Below are 15,013 nucleotides of genomic sequence, written 5' to 3'. Positions count from 1 at the left end.
CGCCGATTGACCACGGCGCAATACAAGCCAACCACCGCGCGCCGCATGCTTACTCCCGGGTTGTGAACAATTGCAGTCACACCCGAACGCTACCACTGGTTGCCAAGGAGTTCGTCATGCAACAGGCGCCGTCGGCGAACGCGGTCGAGGTGAGACCGACAGCAAATGCAGGCCCCGACCCTCGATCGACCTTCCGCGAGGCCGACATGACCAACGCGACGACTGAGGCGACCGTGGCGCGAGACGTGCATCTTCCGCTCGGCGCGCACATCGTGACGCCTCGCCGCTGGTACACGCATCACGGCATCTACGTCGGAGCAGGGCAGGTCGTCCACTACGAGGGCCTGTCTTCGTCGCTGCGCCGCGGTCCGGTCGCGAAGGTCAGCCTCGCCGAGTTCGCCCAAGGCCACCCTGTGCGGGTGCACGGTGGGGCGGACGTGGCGTACTCCGGTATCGAAGTCGTAGCCCGTGCCTGCTCTCGCCTGGGCGAAGACGCCTACGACGTTCTGCGTAACAACTGCGAGCACTTCTGCTCGTGGTGCCTGACCGGTGCCGCTCGCAGCCAGCAAGTCGAGCGCCTGTTGTTGAGTTCGCGCGCGGTGGCGCTCGCCGCTCAAGTCCTGGCCAGCCTGGTCAACGGGTGGAGTACCGCCCGCGATGCACTGCCTCTCATCAGCTGACCCGCCTTTCATCACCCATATGTAGCCGGTCGTCGATCCGAGTACGCAGCGGATCCACATGGCCGGCCTTGGAACGGTGCCCGGCGACGGACGCGCCGCACAGCGGTACGTCGTCAACGATTTGCTGCCGGGCTACTGCTTTGTGACCGCAGTAACGAGGGCCGACGCCGCGACGGCCGCCGTCGTGGTGGCGGTCCCCCGACGCTGCGCTGCTGACCCCTTCCGAACGGTCCTTGCAGGGGCGCGACAATCATCTTGGCCGTGCATCCGTCCTGGTTGACGCTGTCCACCCATCGGCCTTGCGGCACCGTTTTCAGGTTCACGCTGCCAGGCCGAAATGAACCAAGGTTCAGTACGCCCAACCATGTGCGTAGGCTCTCGGTCGGCTGGTTAAAGATCGCCAGCATTTCGCGTGCGGCAGTCGTGCACGTCGTTACCAAGAGGTTGAGCCGATCGACCACGGCGCAATACAAACCAACCGCCGCGCGCAGCATGCTTACTCGCGGGTTGTGAACATTTGCAGTCACACCCGAACGCAACCACCGGTTGCCAAGGAGTTCGCCATGCAACAGACGCCCGATTTCGGTCGCCGTCTCTTTTGCAGAGCTGCAGCGGCAACCGCTGCAAGCACCCTAGGTCTTCTCAATCTTTCAAAAAGGTCTTACGCCATGTCTCAAGTTGCACAACAGATGGGCACCGATGGAGTTGCCATTCGTCCGTTTCATGTGAATTTTCCGGAGTCGGATCTCACCGAATTGCGCCGGCGCATCGCCGCCGCCCGGTTGCCGGAGCGGGAAACCGTCACGGACTTTTCGCAGGGCGTTCCGCTCGCGACCACGCAGAAACTCGCGCGTTATTGGGCCACCGAGTATGACTGGCGCAAAGTCGAGGCGCGCCTCAATGCCGTGCCGAACTTCATCACCGAGATCGATGGCCTCGACATCCACTTCATCCACGTGCGCTCGAAGCACGAAAATGCCTTGCCTGTGCTCATCTCGCACGGCTGGCCAGGCTCCATCGTCGAGCAGCTCAAGCTCATCGAGCCGCTCACCAACCCGACAGCGCATGGTCGCACCGCCGCCGATGCCTTCCACGTGGTGATTCCGTCCATGCCCGGCTACGGCTTCTCTGGCAAGCCGGCCGAGACTGGCTGGGGGTCCGAGCGCATCGCGCACGCGTGGACTGTGCTGATGAAGCGCCTCGGATACACGGGTTACGTAGCGCAAGGCGGCGACTGGGGTGCGGTTGTCGTTGACCAGATGGGGGTACTCGCACCCAAGGAACTGCTGGCCATCCATACCAACATGCCCGGCGTGATTCCGCCTGAGCTCGACGCTGCGGCTTTCGCCGGCGCGCCGGTGCCGGCCGGTCTTGCCGTGGATGAAAAGCATGCCTACGAACAGGTGGCGGACTTCTACAAGAGTGTCTACTATGCCTTGTTCATGGGCACGCGTCCACAGACCCTGACCGCGCTGGCGGATTCACCCGTCGGCCTTGCTACCTTCATGATCGACCACGATGCGCGCAGCCTGGAGCTCATCTCGCGCGCCTTCAACGGGGTCCCAGAAGGTCTCTCGCGCGACGATGTGCTCGACAACATCACGCTGTTCTGGCTGACGAACACCGGGGTTTCCGCGGCCCGTCTCTACTGGGAGAGAAAGGTCGCCTTCTTTGTGCCGAAAGGCGTCAAGATCCCCGTGGCCGTGAGCGCTTTCCCGGATGAACTCTTCCAGGCGCCGAAGAGCTGGGCCGAGCAGGCCTATCCCAATCTCATCCACTACAACAAGCTTCCCAAGGGCGGTCACTTCGCGGCCTGGGAGCAGCCGAAGCTCCTCACCGAAGAGCTGCGTACGGGCTTCAGGTCGCTGCGCGCGTAACGGGCTCGAGGAAGCTCCATGGATGAAGCATTGTCTGTGGAGCTTCCGGAGCCCGCCTTGACAGTGGTAAAGAAGGGGCCTCGGGCAGCCCGGAGCGACGGATTGCCCGTCGCCCAGGTAGTTGCGCATGCGCCCAAAGATCACAGGAGAAAGACGAGATGGAACCATTTCGCGTCGATGTGCCCGATGAAGTGCTCAACGATCTGCACGCGCGTCTCAAGCTCACGCGCTGGGCCGACGACTTCGCCAACGAGGGCTGGCAGTATGGCACCAACACCGCCTACCTCAGGGAACTGGTGGCCTACTGGATCGACAGCTACGACTGGCGCAAGCAGGAACGCGCAATCAACGCGTATCCGCAGTTCCGCACCGAGATCGACGGCGTGCCGATCCACTTTGTACACGTGCGCGGCAAGGGTCCCAATCCCAAGCCGCTGATCCTCTCGCACGGTTGGCCCTGGACCTTCTGGGAATATCGCAAGGTGATCGGCCCCCTCAGCGATCCCCGCTCACACGGTGGCGATCCCGCCGATGCCTTCGACCTGGTGGTGCCGTCTTTGCCTGGCTATGGATTCTCCACGCCGCTGCGCAAGCCTGGCGTCAATTTCTGGCGCACTTCCGGACTTTGGGTGAAGCTCATGGAGCGGCTGGGCTATCCGCGATTTGCTGCGCACGGCGCCGATTGGGGCGCGCTTATCACGGCCGACCTGGGGCACCGCTATCCCGAGCGTGTGATGGGCGTCCACTTGCCCATGGTGCTGCCGCTGGACCTGTTCAGTGGCGGCATGCCCGCGCCCGAAGACTACGACGCCGACGAAGCGCCGATGGCCGCACGCCTGCAGGGCTTCTTCGCCACCGAGTCGGCCTACTCGGCGCTGCAAAGCACCAAGCCGCAGACCATCGCGGCAGCGCTCAACGATTCACCAGTGGGACTGGCGGCGTGGGTACTCGAAAAGCAACGCAGCTGGAGCGATTGCCACGGCGACGTCGAAACCTGCTTCAGCAAGGACGACCTGCTGACCACGATCATGATCTACTGGGCCACGCAGAGCTACGGCACGTCGGCGCGCTACTACTACGAGGCTGCACACGATCCCTGGACGCCGGTACACGACCGCATGCCCGTGATCGAGGCCCCAGTCGGCATTTCGGTGTTGCCGGAGGAAATATGCAGCGCCCCGCGGCGCTGGGCCCAGCGCTACTACAACCTCAGGCAGAGGCGGCATCACGCCAGCGGCGGACACTTCGCGGCCTGGGAAGAACCGCAGGCCATCATCACGGACGTCCGGGATTTCTTCCGCATGCTGAGCTGACTCCTCGAGGGTCCCACTTCATTGGCTCCGAACAGCCCCCTTTCCTGTCAATTTCAGCGCCGCGTCCAGCGCCACCATAAACTCATTGAGCTTGATGGGCTTGGTCAGGTAGCGGAAGAATCCTGCTTTTAGCCCCTTCTCGATGTCGCGTGGCATCGCATTTGCGCTGAGAGCGATGACTGGAATGTGCGCCGTAGTGGTGTCTTCGCGCAGGAGTTCCAGTGCTTCGACGCCATTGATGTCTGGCAGATGGATATCCATCACGATCACCTCTGGCAATGAAGTGCGCGCGAGCTCGACGCCGAGGAGCCCGGTCACCGCGGTCAGCAGGCGCAGATCGGCACGGCGCGCTATCAGTTGCTCGACCAGCTTCAGATTTGCGGGGTTGTCTTCGACATACAGAAGGGTATGAACCGTAGAGTGGTTCTCCACTTGCGCGTTGGCAGCTGCCGCAGGCTGGGCACTCACACCTGTCATTTCCGGGGCGCTTGCAGCAATCAGTTCGACCCAGAATACGCTGCCGACGCCTACCGTACTTTCGGCGCCGATGGCCCCTCCCATCAGTTCGACCAGTCGCTTGGCCACCACCAGGCCGATGCCCGTGCCTTCCTCGGGGCCGGCTTCTTGCCCGAGGCGATTGAATGGCTGAAATAGTTGCGCCAGCCGATCAGGTGGCAATCCCTCGCCGGTGTCGCGCACGCTGACGCGAACTCGGTCCCCTGTGGTCACGGTGCATTGCACCTCGACTGTTCCCCGGTCGCGGTTGTATTTGATGGCGTTGGATAGCAGGTTGAGCAGGATCTGCTTCAGCCGGGTACGATCAGCGCGGACAAAACACGGGAAATCGAGCAATGAAAAACGCATGCGAATGCCGCGTTTGAGTGTTTGCTGCTCGATCATCGAGTGGCATTCATGCAAGGCTTCAGCAACGGAAACCGGCTCCAGCGACAGCGACGCCTGTCCAGCCTCTATCTTCGCGAGATCCAGTACCTCATTTATCAGTTCCAGCAAATGCCATCCCGCCTTCAGAATCTGGTCGATGCTGGCTTGCTGCGAAGCCGTTGGCGGCGGTGAATCCGAGGCCATCAACTGCGCGAAGCCAAGGATCGCATTCAAGGGGCTACGCAACTCATGGCTCATGCTCGACAGAAAATCTGATTTAGCGCGGTTAGCGCTTTCGGCCGCAGCCTGCGCCTGCTTTTGGTCCTCAATGTCAGTGCAGGTCGCAAACCACTTTACGATTTTTCCATCGGCGTCTTTAAAAGGTGCTCCGCGGGCGAGGTGCCATCGATAGACGCTATCGGATGCTCTTTTCAAACGAAATCCGACTTCATATTCGCACCCGCTCGCAACGGCGCTCCTCCAGCGGTCGATAGTGTCTTGCACATCATCTGGGTGTATGACGACGGTCCAGGCGCCAAGTTGAGTTTGCTCGAGCGTGAGTCCTGTATAGGTGAACCATCGCTGGTTGCAGTAGTCGATCCAGCCATCCGGATTGGCAGTCAGTACGATATGGGGTATTCCGTCGGCGAGCAATCTAAAGTGCTGTAAGCCCTCCTCAAACCCGGAGGCTGAGGAAGCAAGCTTTGCCGATCGGTACAACGGTTGCCTGCGCATGATCTGCCACCCGTAGTCGCCTGAATAATGCCGTTAGGGAGACGCCGTCCAGTACCGGCTGAGTTGGACCAAATAGAACTCTTGACGAGAAATTCTCTGAGAACTCTTGACGAGGATATGCTCTGGGGTCGTTTGTGCAAGCTCGAGCGTACGCGTAATCCCGGCGGCTGCTCAAGGTAACTCCGAGACACCAGACTTCTCAATTTTTGAGCGATTAGACGGGCGAAAGTCGCTCTACATCTGAGCAGGCAGCGGTGCTCGACAGCGACATGGTCGGCTCCCCATAGTCCCACTTTGGCTCCGCACCCCGGAGCCGAAGTCAATTTCCCGCGTGGCAGGGGCCTTCTGTCGTTCGGGCGATAAGGGGCAGTAGCGTCTCCCCCGGCGGAGTCGGGCATTGAGGATGGAAGTGGTTCCTGCGAGTCCTCCCGCAAGGCAGCAGCGTGAGGAGGCCGAGAGCGGTCCTGGCGCGGGGCGATGCCTTGGCGACGGGAACCACGACAACGCATAGCGTCACTGCGCAACTAGACCGAACTTTGAGCACGCGGCGCGCATAACGCTTTGATTCCTCGCGGTTATGTGCTCGCGAGCGAGTCGATTACTGGGTACAGGCGACGGGGCTGATGTTGAGGAGGCGGAAGGCCTTTTCTTGAACTGGGGTCGGCCGCGTGATCATGACGATCTTTGCCTGCGGGTTCAGGGGGGTGTGACAGACGTTGTACGCGAGCGTGGCCAGATCATCGAGCAACGTGCGGAAGCTGTGCACCGGCAAGCCGTCCTCGCCAAGCCTGGTGGCGTCCTTGGCTTTCGCCTGGTCCGAGCGTCGTGCCTTGGCCACTGGCGAAGGCCGGGCCGCACGCGCAAGCTCGACGTATTCATCGTCAAACAGCATCGGCTTTAACGTCTCGCGCATGTGCCACTCGACGTAATAAGCGAGCATGCACAGAAAGACGTGAGCGCGCACGCGCGCGGCGTTCCAATGGAACACGGGGCGCACCTGCAGATCGACCGTCTTGAGCGAACGGAAGGCCCGCTCCACCACTGCCAGCCCCTTGTAGGCCGTCACGGCCGCCTCAGCTGACAGGTCCGTTGCCGGCAGGCTCGTACGCACCACGTACAGGCCATCGAGTGCAGCCTCCTGCTGAATCTGTTCGGCCTTGCGCCCCCACGTGAAGCTCGAGTCGGTGATGCTCAGCTCGAAGTGCTTGCCCATCCTGAAGTGATCGATGACGCGGCCTACGCGCAGGGCAATCGCCTCGGTGCCCTTGAGGCGGTTGCGGGCACGCGTGGTCGCGTCGGTAATCTTCATCAACTCGGCTTCGGTGGCCTGCAGCAGCGCCTCGCGTTTGCGGCTGCGCTCCTCGGCCAGTAGCGGATTGCGACACACGATGAGCCGCTCGCCGGGGAACGCCTCGCTGGTCACCTCCAGCAGGTTGCGCTCATCGAACAGCGAGGGCTGGAAGGGGCCCTTCTCATGAGCAAGCGCGGCCATCTGCGGCGCGCGCAGGCTGCTCACCCAGTCCAGGCCAGCCGGGCGCAAGACCGAGTCGATGCGCGCCTGCGTGAGCATGCCCCGGTCGCCCACCCACGCGAGCTTCTCGATGCCATAGCGATTCTTGAGCTTGTCCACCTGCGAGGCCACGGTTGCCGGATCGGCGGTGTTGCCAGCGAAGACTTCGACTGCCACCGGACAGCCCTCAGGCGTGCAAACCAGACCGAACACGATCTGGGGATCGTCGCGCTTGCCATCGCGGCTGTAGCCGTGGGCGGCAAGCTCGCAGCAGCGTCCCGTCACCCACGTGGAAGTGAGGTCATAGAGCACCAGCGTACTGCCGCTCAGATGCTGCCTGGCAAGCCGCTTCTCGATGCCTTCCTGAGCGTCTCCCAGCCAGTCGAGCGCGGCATAGACCTGCTCGAGTTCGACGTCGCCCAACTTCAGCAGTCGCGACAGCGAGTGGGTCGCGGTCTCGTCGCGCAACATGCGATGCGTGGCGAGCTTGGACGCGGGGGACACCACCCGCGCCACCAGCAGTGCCATCACCACCGAGCGCAGCGCGGCCGGCGCTGAGGACAACCACTGCTCGGCGCCGCAGGCGCGCGCCGCGCCAAGCACGGCGGCCACGTGTCCGTGTGGCAGGCTGCGCTCGATCACGAAGGCCTCATCGGCGGACGACACCGCGACGCCACCGCGTAGCAGCACCTTCAAGCCTTCGATGACCTCGGCGGGCAGCGACGAGAGATTGGCGAGGGTGCGCTTCTTGACCGTGTTGCCGTCGCGATAGGACTCGCGCAGCAGGATGGCGGGGGGCGAGTTGCGGTTCGGGACGTGTTCGATATACATGAACACCTATTCAAGCACAAAGCTACCGAAACACAATAGATAAATACTAATTTACATGGCTACATAATAGCCTCAAAAAATAGCCGGAACCCACTGCTGATGCGGATTCCGGCTATTTGAGAAGCCAAAGTTCGGACTAAGCAGCCAAGCTTGGAACCCTTCCTGGTGGCGCTTATGCACTCCCCTCCCGGGAATGCTGGTCGTGCGGCCGGGAGGAACTGGTGTTTCCAGGTCTATCGGACAGGTTTATCGGGAATTCCGACGCGCTTGAAGCCCCGACCGCCGGCACATGAATGTGGTTCCCTTGATGGGTTTTGTACTCGCACGGGGATATGCTGAGAAAGCCTGAAATTCGCCATATTGACCTTTTCGGGTGATGATGACTCCGACCTCGCAGTGCGGCGACCGATTTCCCGTGGCGGCAGTCATCAGCGCGATGACACCACGTAGCAAGGTACCGGGTGCCTTCCAGAAAGCAATGATGTGGGTCGTGCGAGCTACGCCTTCTTGTGAGCGCCCCAACCGATGCGGTGCCGCGCCTGCGTGGCCTCGTGCCGCGCATCCTCCTCGCTATGCAGGTACCCGCTGGTCGTCGAAATCGACGCATGCCCAAAATTGTCCCTGACATAGCGCAGGTCGACCTGCTGGTCGGTCATGTGCGAGCCGGCGGTGTGGCGCAGCCAGTGGGCCGAGGCGCCGGCCAGCAGCGCGGCCTGCGCCGCCCACTCGGGCCCACGCGCCCGCAGGCGGGCGGCCGCCAGGCCGAACACCTCCTTCAGGATCAAGTGCAGCGCGCCGCGTGACAGACCTTTTTCTTCGTGCTGCCGGTCGTGCTGCCGGTCCTTGCGGCCGATCACCGGCAGCAGCAGCGGGCGCGTCTCCCCAGGCTGCGGGGTAGGCGCCAGCCCGTGGGCGCGGCGGTAGCGCGCCAGTTCGGCGACCAACTCGTCGGAGGCCGGCACCAGCCGGGTCTTGTTGCCCTTGCCGGTGACCTCCAGCCACCAGCGCTCCACGCCCGAGCCGTCGCGCCGACAGAAGAACGCCCCCATCGGGGTGCCTGTCACCTCGGCGGCCCGCAGCCCGCCGAGGTAGAGCACCGTCAGCACCCAGCGGCAGCGCGCCGCATGCAGCCGCTCGCGCTCGGTGCCGACCGGCATCGCCTCGACAGTTTCCTTGACGGTCGCCCACAGCTCGTGGCTCAGGTAGCGCGTGATGCGTGGCCGGCTGGGGGCGCGCCGGCGGCGCGCCAGGGCGAGTGGATTGCCGGCCAGATAGCCGGCCTCGGTCAGCCAGGCAAAGAGCGCATTCAGGATGACCAGCGCGTGGCGCACGCTGGCGGGCGACAGCGGCCCCGCAAACGGGCGCCAGTCGGGGTGGTGGCGTGCGAGCTTCTTGCTGCCGGCCAGTACCCAGCGCGCGGCCGGCTGCGGGTCGGCCAGGAAGCGTTCATAGACCAGCAGGTCTTCGTGGGTCAGCGATGACAGCGGCTTGCCGAGCTGCAGCACGGCCCACAGCAGCAGCCGCTCGACCTCGCGGCGGTAGGCGCTCACGGTCGCCGGGGTGTCGGCATAGCGCGCGAGCCAGGCCGTGACGGCAGCCAGGTCGTCGGCCGCGGCGATGCGGGTGGCGGTGGCGGGCGCGCGGTTGCTGCCGACGGCGCCGGAGAGCGCCGCCGGCAGCTGCAGGCGTTCGAGCGGGGTGGGCAGCGGGGTTGCCAGGCTTTCCAGCGGTTTGATAGGGAGCTGTTCCATGAGCGGGTATCGGCCGAAGCACATGCTATTTACGTCACTATAGCACTATCGGCTAGACATAAGCGGACTTATGTCTAAAGTGTGGCATGATGTGTTTGATATATGGCGTATTACGTAGTAATATTTATTATCGAAAACACACTTTTTACCCGATGGCTACCGCCGATCTGGAGTTAACCGACGCTGCGCTGCAGGCCGCCATGGCCGACGACATTGCCGAGCTGCGCGGCCGTTTCCCCGAGACCCGCGCGCTGTATCGCGAGGTCTGTGGCCTGCTGTTCTTCCGCTATGGCATCACGCCCACCGCCAACAAGCTCTACAGCCTGGTGCGCAAGGGCAGCATGGGCACGCCCGCCGAGGTGTTGCAGGGGTTCTGGCAGGAACTGCGCGGGCGCACCCGCGTGACCATCGACCATCCGGACCTGCCGGACCCCCTCAAGCAGATCGCCGCCGAGGCGGTGCAGACCATCTGGCAGTCGGCCAACGAGGCCGCGACGGCGGAACTCGCCACGCTGCGCGCGGAGGCCCGGCACGCCGCGAGCGAAGCGGAAGCCGAGCGCGATGCGGCGCGCGCGGAGACGGCCGCCGCGCGCGAGGACGCGGCGGCCATTGCCGCCCAACTGGCGGAAGCCCGGCAGGCGCACGACACCGTGCACGCGGATCTGGCCACCGAGCGGCTGGCGCACGCCGCCACGCAGGCGCGGCTCGAGGCGGGGCGGACGGAACTCGAGGCGGGTCGGCGCCAGCTGGACGCCTTGCGCACCCAATTCTCGACGGAGCTCGAGCGGGCGCGCGAGGCGGTGACGCTCGCGCAGGAACGCGCCGAAGCCAGCGAGCGTCGCAGCTTGCGCGAACTGGACCAGGAGCGCACCGCGCGCCAGAAGAGCGAGCACACGGCCGAAGACCTGCGCGCCGAACTGGCGGTGGCACGCAGCGAGGCGCGTGATGCCGCGGTGGCGCAGGCGGAGGGCCGTGCCAAGCTGGAAGCGCAGGCCGTGGCGCTGGCCGAGCGGCTCGCAGTGGCCGAGCAGGCGCAACGCAAGGCGGCGGGCGACCTGGACACCGTGCAGGCGGAACTCGCGGCGGCGCAGCGCCGGGCCGAGCGCAGCGAAGCGGAAGCGGCGCTCGCGCGTCAGCTGCTGGCCACCCTGCGCGTCGCGCCGCGCGAACGCGACGGCGGTGGCGCTGGTGGAAGGCGGCGCAAGGGCGGCAGTTCGGCGGCGACCGCGCCGGAAGAGCAGGGCGACGGTCAGGGGGACGCTCCGCAGGATGAGCTGGGCGAAGAACAGGGCGACGAGCCGGGGGCGGCGCTACCCAACAATCAGGACGAAGGCAACGACGGCAGCGATGACAGCAAAGACTGAGCGGGGGACGCGATCCGCTGAAGCGAACGACACGCAAGAGACAAGGTCTCACCGTCCATGGGATAAGGAAGCGTCTGCACGTGCAGTGACTTCAATGAAGGAGAACGAATTGGCCCCAGAGCAAGTGGTTGAACCCCTTGTCGTGAGCAATGCGACGGACGGACTTGGTCAGATGGAGCTTCCCATCGCTGAGGCGATGCGCGACGCGGATCCCGTCAGTGGTGAAGCCAGTGGTGCAGGCGTCGGTAGTGGCAGCGTTGACACTCAGGCCCGACGCTTGGACTTCTGGTCGACAAGCCGGGATAGCGGCCCGACGGCGACCGTGTCATATCGGCGCCGGCGGCCTTACGCAGCCCCGGACGCTTCAACGGAAGACGTGGCACCGGAAGAATCGATGGAAGCTGCCGCCTCGGAAACGTTGACTGGATCTGACGCGCCGGAAGCGCTTATTGAAGCCATGCCCTCGGAAGCGACCACTGAAGCCGTGGCCGAAGCTCCGGTTGAAGTCCTGGCCACGGACGAACCGACGGAAGCTGCCGCCCAGGACGAACTGACCGAAACGGCCGCCCCGGTCGCACCGCTTTACGCCCCAGCTCCGGAAGCTGCGCCGGAAGAGACGCGGGCCCCGAAGCGCGGTCGGAAGCCGAAAGCGCTCACCGAAACTGCCGCTCCGGAAGTTGCGCCTGAAGAGACGCGGGCCCCGAAGCGCGGTCGGAAGCCGAAAGCGCTCACCGAAACTGCCGCTCCGGAAGCTGCGCCGGAAGAGACGCGGGGCCCGAAGCGCGGTCGGAAGCCGAAAGCGCTCACCGAAACTGCCGCTCCGGAAGCAGCGCCTGAAGAGACGCGGGCCCCGAAGCGCGGTCGGAAGCCGAAAGCGCTCACCGAAACTGCCGCTCCGGAAGCAGCGCCGGAAGAGACGCGGACCCCGAAGCGCGGTCGGAAGCCGAAAATGCTAGCTGAAGTTGCCGCTCCGGAAGTCATGACTCACGAAACCCCAACCCGGAAGCGCGGGCCGAAGCAGATAACACTGCCTGGAGTGGAGGCTGCCCCGGAAGCGCCAACTCGGAAGACGCAAACTCGGAAGCCGCGACAGGAGCAAAAAGCGCCTACCGCAACCCAAAGCCGGTCCCAATCCTCACTGCTCGCCCAACTGGCATCTGTCAATGCGCAACTTGAGCAGTTGCGAGCCACGGAAGTGCCAAAGGTCGTGGAAAAGATTCGGCAGTGGATGCAGGAGTACGACCTCAGCATTGAGGACATTGCGGGCAAGCCCAGTGTTGAGCCCGCTGCCCGCGCTGTTCCGACGAAGGCCGCGCCGCGTCCGAGGTACCGCAACCCGAAGACGGGCCAGACCTGGTCGGGGCGCGGTCGGGCTCCCGCGTGGATTGGCAAGAAGCCCGAGCGTTTCCTAATCGATCTCTTGTACTGAACGACAGGTCGGCGGGCGCGGCCGGTCCGCCCCCATTCTGACAAGCAAACTCGGCAGGCCGGAAGTTCGGCGGCCACTGCGCAGGAAGCCCAAGGGGAAGAGCCGGGCAACGAGCCGGGGGCGGCGGCGCTGCCTAACAACCAGGACGAAGGCAACGACAGCAGTGACGGCAGCGATGACAGCAAAAACTGAGCGGGCGGACGCGATCCGCTGGATCCAGGCGCAGATGGACGACTACGGGCTCACCCTCGAAGAGCTCGACGCGGCGGGGTGCTTCGCGCCACCGCCGCCCCCACCGCCGCCACCGGCCGCACCGCCGGCGCCGGTGGTCTGCTACCGCAACGCGGAAGGGCTCACCTGGGACGGGCAGGGCGAGATGCCGTCATGGCTCAAGCGCGCGGTCAATGCGGGGCAGAGCGTTGAGTTTTTCCGGGTTGGATAGGGGCCGCCGATGCATTTGGCCCGCAGACCAACAGCGATCTGACGAGGGCTAACCGACACAACCCACGACGACCCATTTATGAAAGTACACGTTTCCACCCTGTTGTGGCTCGCCGCCATGGCGAGCGGCGGTATGCTGCCCCTCACGCAGGCGCACGCCGGAGTGTTCGACGATGAGCAGGCGCGCAAAACGGTCATCAACCTGCGCGACCAGTTCAACAGCTTCCAGGCGACGGCGACCCAGCGCATTGAGCAGAATAGCCGCACTACGCTCGACCTGCAGAACCAGCTCGAAGGTCTACGCCAGGAACTTGCGCGGCTACGCGGCCAGAACGAAGTGCTGCAGAACACGGTAGCGACGCTGCAGAAGCAGCAGAAGGACTATTACGCCGACCTGGATGCGCGCCTGAAGAAGTTCGAGCCCCAGCACGCTTCGGTCGAAGACCGCCACGGCACGTCGCCGCCGGGCGAGAAGCCCGAATACGACGCCGCGCTCAAGCATTTCCAGGCGGGCGACTTCAAGAGCGCCGGGAATTCGTTCTCGTCGTTTATCAAGAAATATCCGCAGAGCCCCTACCTGCCGCTGGCGCAGTACTGGCTCGGCAACTCGCTCTACGCGCAGCGCGACTATAAGGGGTCCACCTGGGTGCTGCACAAAATGATCGATGCCAACCCGACGCATCCCAAGGTGCCGGACGCCATGATCGCGGTGGCCAATAATCAGCTCGAGTCCGGCCAGAAGGATGCCGCGCGCAAAACGCTGGAACAGGTGGTGGCCAAGTATCCCGGTACCGAAGGCGCGCGTGCGGCGAACAACCGGCTGAAGACGCTGAATTACTCACCAGTCCGTAAATAAAGCGACAAAAATTGGAACCTCGTGACGACCGTTTAGTCTCATTCAACATGAAACGAGATGGCCGTACGCTGGATCGCGCGACGCAAGAGGAATTCCGCCGACTTGCCTTGCGCCGGGTTCGCGAAGGCGAGAAACCATCGGTGGTGGTGAAGTCGCTGGGCATGAACCGAACGTCAATCTACCGTTGGCTCAAGGCGGCCTCGGGCCCGGGCAAAGGCGCGCGGGCGCTGGCATCGCGTCCAGCGACAGGCCGGCCACGCAAGCTCACGCGAGCGCAACAGGCGCAGGTCTTTCGGTGGATCAACGGGCGGGATCCTCGGCAATACGGTCTGGACTTCGGGCTGTGGACACGACAGATTGTGGCCACGCTCATCGATGAGAAATTTGATGTGAAGATGGGTGTCACAGCGGTGGGCAGGCTGCTGGCGGGACTGGGCTTGAGCCCGCAAAAGCCATTGCAGCGGGCGTACCAACGAGATCCGCAGGCCGTCGAACGCTGGCAGCGTGAATCATTTCCGGGCATTGCGGCTGCGGCCAAGCAAAGCGGTGCGGACATCTACTTCTGGGACGAATCAGGATTTCGAGCCGACGCGGTGCATGGCAAGACCTGGGCGGTCAAAGGCGAGACACCGGTGATGAGCGCCCCGGGCAGCGCCAATCGATTTCCGCCGCGTCCGCGGTGAACGCCAAAGGTGCCTTCTGGTTTGCAACCTACAAAGGGGCCTTGACCGCGGAGCTATTCATCGAATTGCTCAAGAAGATGATGAAGGGCCGCAACCGCCCAGTGCATCTGATCGTTGATGGACTGCCAGCACACAAGAAGGCCAATGTGCGCGAGTACATCGAATCGACCAAGGGAAAGCTCACGATGCATGTGCTGCCGGGATACGCGCCCGACCTGAATCCCGACGAGTTCGTGTGGAGTCATCTCAAGCGAACTGGTGTGGCGCGCAATCCGTTGCGAGCGGGCGAGAAACTGGAAATCCGCGTTGAGCAGCACCTGCACGAGGTGAAGAAGAACCGCCGGCTTGTGCGCTCATTCTTCGACGCCCCATCTGTCGCCTATATTTCGGACTGCTGAGTAAGTGCGGGTCAGTTCGCGCTGGCCCTTGAGCGCCGAGCCGATCGAGTTCTTGAGGAACATATTCGCGCAGAGCCAGGCCTTCGTGACCTTGGTGAAGGTCGGGTCCGGCTCAAAGAACGCCATGGTCATCGTGTACCGGCAATCGCGCGAAACACCGGAGCGGCGCTCAGCCGCGCCGGTCCCACCCAGTCCGCGTAGGCCTCGACCGGGCACAGGCGCGACAGTGCCGGCGCCCGGAAGGTGGTGCCCTGGTAGTGGCG

12 protein-coding genes are annotated in these 15,013 nt (G+C 63.9%); 8 read left to right on the top strand and 4 right to left on the bottom strand.

All coding sequences use genetic code 11. The features are described 5' to 3' along the window. Positions 1-116: 116 nt before the first annotated feature. The 3 genes from K307_RS04710 (at position 117) to K307_RS04700 (ending at position 3,870) form a co-directional block, all read left to right on the top strand. Entirely contained in the window at positions 117-680 is a 564-nt protein-coding gene (locus K307_RS04710; RefSeq protein WP_230625475.1) for a lecithin retinol acyltransferase family protein, read from the top strand. A 563-nt stretch (positions 681-1,243) separates the two neighbouring features. Beyond that, entirely contained in the window at positions 1,244-2,557 is a 1,314-nt protein-coding gene (locus K307_RS04705) for an epoxide hydrolase family protein (protein WP_042876647.1), read from the top strand. 158 nt (positions 2,558-2,715) lie between these two features. Continuing rightward, a complete protein-coding gene (locus K307_RS04700) occupies positions 2,716-3,870 on the top strand; it encodes an epoxide hydrolase family protein (RefSeq protein WP_042876646.1) in 1,155 nt (384 codons plus the stop codon). Positions 3,871-3,888: 18 nt separating this feature from the next. Here the strand turns inward: K307_RS04700 and K307_RS04695 are convergent, their stop codons facing one another. The 3 genes from K307_RS04695 to K307_RS04685 form a co-directional block, all read right to left on the bottom strand. After that, positions 3,889-5,487 carry a PAS domain-containing hybrid sensor histidine kinase/response regulator gene (locus tag K307_RS04695; RefSeq protein ID WP_042876644.1) on the bottom strand — a complete coding sequence of 533 codons (1,599 nt, stop codon included), beginning with the start codon at positions 5,485-5,487 and terminating at the stop codon, positions 3,889-3,891. 598 nt (positions 5,488-6,085) lie between these two features. Then, positions 6,086-7,828: an IS1634 family transposase gene (locus K307_RS04690; RefSeq protein WP_042876642.1), complete on the bottom strand. Its 1,743-nt coding sequence runs from the start codon at positions 7,826-7,828 to the stop codon at positions 6,086-6,088. A 497-nt stretch (positions 7,829-8,325) separates the two neighbouring features. Beyond that, complete coding sequence (locus K307_RS04685; RefSeq protein WP_042881329.1) at positions 8,326-9,579, bottom strand: tyrosine-type recombinase/integrase; 1,254 nt, start codon at positions 9,577-9,579, stop codon at positions 8,326-8,328. A 152-nt stretch (positions 9,580-9,731) separates the two neighbouring features. Between K307_RS04685 and K307_RS04680 the strand changes: the two genes are divergently transcribed. The 5 genes from K307_RS04680 (at position 9,732) to K307_RS04660 (ending at position 14,750) form a co-directional block, all read left to right on the top strand. Further along, positions 9,732-10,943 carry a DNA-binding protein gene (locus K307_RS04680; protein ID WP_042876640.1) on the top strand — a complete coding sequence of 404 codons (1,212 nt, stop codon included), beginning with the start codon at positions 9,732-9,734 and terminating at the stop codon, positions 10,941-10,943. A 94-nt stretch (positions 10,944-11,037) separates the two neighbouring features. After that, positions 11,038-12,372 carry an H-NS family nucleoid-associated regulatory protein gene (locus tag K307_RS04675; protein ID WP_042876638.1) on the top strand — a complete coding sequence of 445 codons (1,335 nt, stop codon included), beginning with the start codon at positions 11,038-11,040 and terminating at the stop codon, positions 12,370-12,372. 175 nt (positions 12,373-12,547) lie between these two features. Continuing rightward, positions 12,548-12,814 (top strand): H-NS histone family protein, encoded by a 267-nt coding sequence (locus K307_RS04670; protein ID WP_042876636.1) that lies wholly within the window; start codon positions 12,548-12,550, stop codon positions 12,812-12,814. Between the two features lie 78 nt (positions 12,815-12,892). Next, a complete protein-coding gene (ybgF, locus tag K307_RS04665; RefSeq protein ID WP_042876634.1) occupies positions 12,893-13,669 on the top strand; it encodes a tol-pal system protein YbgF in 777 nt (258 codons plus the stop codon). Between the two features lie 47 nt (positions 13,670-13,716). After that, positions 13,717-14,750 (top strand): IS630 family transposase gene (locus K307_RS04660; protein WP_155301079.1). Its coding sequence is split into 2 segments (ribosomal slippage): positions 13,717-14,305 and positions 14,305-14,750, totalling 1,035 coding nucleotides; the frame shifts between segments, so codons are not numbered across the junction. On the opposite strand, the gene K307_RS50915 is transcribed toward K307_RS04660, so the two are convergent. After that, positions 14,706-14,876, bottom strand: a complete 171-nt coding sequence (locus K307_RS50915) for a hypothetical protein (RefSeq protein WP_419187142.1) — start codon at positions 14,874-14,876, stop codon at positions 14,706-14,708. The genes K307_RS04660 and K307_RS50915 overlap by 45 nt on opposite strands. Between the last annotated feature and the right edge of the window lie 137 nt (positions 14,877-15,013).

The sequence above is a fragment of the Cupriavidus necator A5-1 genome, assembly GCF_000744095.1.
GTDB lineage: Bacteria > Pseudomonadota > Gammaproteobacteria > Burkholderiales > Burkholderiaceae > Cupriavidus > Cupriavidus necator_A.
Note: the sequence above shows the minus strand (reverse complement) of the source record. Positions and strands in the feature narration are given on the sequence as shown.

Bases quoted from the DNA above. Each gene is read 5' to 3' on its own strand.
- K307_RS04685 (WP_042881329.1), bottom strand. From the start codon at position 9,579: ATGGAACAGCTCCCTATCAAACCGCTGGAAAGCCTGGCAACCCCGCTG.
- K307_RS04675 (WP_042876638.1), top strand. From the start codon at position 11,038: ATGAAGGAGAACGAATTGGCCCCAGAGCAAGTGGTTGAACCCCTTGTC.
- K307_RS04695 (WP_042876644.1), bottom strand. From the start codon at position 5,487: ATGCGCAGGCAACCGTTGTACCGATCGGCAAAGCTTGCTTCCTCAGCC.
- K307_RS04690 (WP_042876642.1), bottom strand. From the start codon at position 7,828: ATGTATATCGAACACGTCCCGAACCGCAACTCGCCCCCCGCCATCCTG.
- K307_RS04710 (WP_230625475.1), top strand. From the start codon at position 117: ATGCAACAGGCGCCGTCGGCGAACGCGGTCGAGGTGAGACCGACAGCA.
- K307_RS04705 (WP_042876647.1), top strand. From the start codon at position 1,244: ATGCAACAGACGCCCGATTTCGGTCGCCGTCTCTTTTGCAGAGCTGCA.
- K307_RS04670 (WP_042876636.1), top strand. From the start codon at position 12,548: ATGACAGCAAAAACTGAGCGGGCGGACGCGATCCGCTGGATCCAGGCG.
- K307_RS04700 (WP_042876646.1), top strand. From the start codon at position 2,716: ATGGAACCATTTCGCGTCGATGTGCCCGATGAAGTGCTCAACGATCTG.
- ybgF (WP_042876634.1), top strand. From the start codon at position 12,893: ATGAAAGTACACGTTTCCACCCTGTTGTGGCTCGCCGCCATGGCGAGC.
- K307_RS50915 (WP_419187142.1), bottom strand. From the start codon at position 14,876: ATGGCGTTCTTTGAGCCGGACCCGACCTTCACCAAGGTCACGAAGGCC.
- K307_RS04680 (WP_042876640.1), top strand. From the start codon at position 9,732: ATGGCTACCGCCGATCTGGAGTTAACCGACGCTGCGCTGCAGGCCGCC.